Origin of the sequence: uncultured Campylobacter sp., assembly GCF_938031315.1 — a bacterium.
Classification (GTDB): domain Bacteria; phylum Campylobacterota; class Campylobacteria; order Campylobacterales; family Campylobacteraceae; genus Campylobacter_B.
The window spans coordinates 1-1,877 of the sequence record NZ_CALHHT010000123.1; the positions used below are offsets into that span (position 1 = coordinate 1).

A 1,877-nucleotide genomic window follows, 5' to 3' on the forward strand; every position below is an offset into this window, starting at 1 on the left:
TTGCAGTCCGAGCGATTTATCGACTAGCTCTTCTACTTCATTACATTTATCGCTTAATGATGCTTTAGTCCCTACGGCTCCGACTATCAGGCCTACGTATAATCTTTTTTCCAGCTCTTCTATTCGCTCAAAATGCCTATTTAACTCCGATAACCAAATGGCGCTTTTATGTCCAAACGTGATGGGAAGAGCCTGCAAAGATAGTGTTCTGCCCATCATGGGAGTATTTTTGTGCGCCTTTGTGAGTTTTAAAAGGGCTTTTGCTATATCCTTAAGATCTTTTTTGATAAGCCCAAGACCCTCTTTAAACTGCAAAACAAGCCCCGTATCAATAATATCTTGAGTGGTAACGCCAAAATGTACAAATTCCCCGAGCCCATTTTCACAAGCCTTCTCAAGCCCCCTAACGGTCGGCACTAGAGGATGTTTTGTTTTTTTGGATTCATTAAAGATAAATTTCATATCCATAAATTTATAAAACGCTTTTTTGGATATCTCTTCGGCTGCTTCTTTGGGAATTATGCCAAGTTTTGCTTGGGCTTTAGCTAGTGCGGATTCCACATCAAGCCATTTTTGGATCCTATTTTCTTCGCAAAAAATCTCTCTCATCTCAGGGGTACTCCAAGAGTCCTGAAGTATGAGCATATCAAATACGCTTACCTTTTGCATAAATTTATCCTCTTATTTTAAAATTTTATCAAGTGCTTGAGCTAAATCGGCTATTAGATCACCAACGTCCTCAAGTCCGATATGAAATCTAACAAATGGTCCTCTTTTGCTCCAGTCGCTAGCCGTTCTAGGAGGGACTGTAACGGTAGCTAGACTCTCATATCCACCCCAAGAGGCTCCGATAGAAAAAAGCTCAAGATCGTCTACAAATTTGATCGCGCTCTCTTTGCTTATGCCGTCATTAAACTCTATCGTTACCATTCCATTTGCGCCTAGATGATCGCGCATAAAAATATCGTGATTAGGATGCGTTTTTAAGGTAGGATAAAATATCGTTTTTATTTCTTTTCTGTTTTGAAAAAATTCTACTATCTTTTTGGCAGATTTTTCATGCTCTCTTAACCTTACGCCAAGAGTCCTGATGCCTCTTAAGACTAGATAAGCATCGTCGGGACTTGCCGTAAAGCCAAAAATTTCAGGAAGCTTGTCAAAATTTTTCCACTCTTTTTCATTGATTATTACAGCGCCCATTGTTACGTCGCTATGGCCGCTTAGATATTTTGTTGCAGCAATTACCACGATATCTACTCCAAGCTCCATTGGATGTAGCAAATAGCCCGAGTTATAGGTGCTGTCTATGGCTACGGGGATATTATGCGCGTGAGCTATCTCGCAAAGCCTTGGTAGATCGATGATTTCATAAAGAATAGAGCCTGGGCTCTCGCAGAGTATTAATTTGGTATTCAGTCTTATCTTTGATTCCACGTCGCTTGCATCAGCCTTGATGAAATCGACTTGCACATCCACATTCTTTAAAAATTTCTCGCATATCGCACGAACGGGTCCGTATATGGCGTCAGTTATTATAAAATGAGCTCCTGCGCTTGCGTAATTTAACAAAACCATAGCCAAAGAGGCAAGTCCGGTAGGGAAAAGCTGGGCTCTGTATCCGCCCTCAAGCTCGCAAAGAAGCTTTTCAAGCTCAAAATTAGTGGAGGTTCCTCTCGCGCCGTAGCTTAAGACTCGCTGTGTTTCACGAGCTTTTCTCGTCGCCTGCCAAGCGTCGTGATTTTTAAATAAAATTGTAGAAGCCCTCATTACGGGAGCATTGACGGGACGAACGTCTAGGCTGTCATCGCCTCTTCCAAGGTGCGTTAATTTGGTATCTAGTTGCATAAAATTCTCCTTTATAGATATATAAATGTCAT

General features: G+C 41.2%; 2 protein-coding genes. Both read right to left on the minus strand.

The features are described from left to right. The coding region (locus Q0236_RS03430) for a lyase family protein (protein WP_297915180.1) at window positions 1–669 on the minus strand (669 nt) is incomplete at its 3' end. A 12-nt stretch (window positions 670–681) separates the two neighbouring features. After that, window positions 682–1,845, minus strand: coding sequence for a PLP-dependent aspartate aminotransferase family protein (locus tag Q0236_RS03435; RefSeq protein ID WP_297915183.1), 1,164 nt, complete (start codon window positions 1,843–1,845; stop codon window positions 682–684). Between the last annotated feature and the right edge of the window lie 32 nt (window positions 1,846–1,877).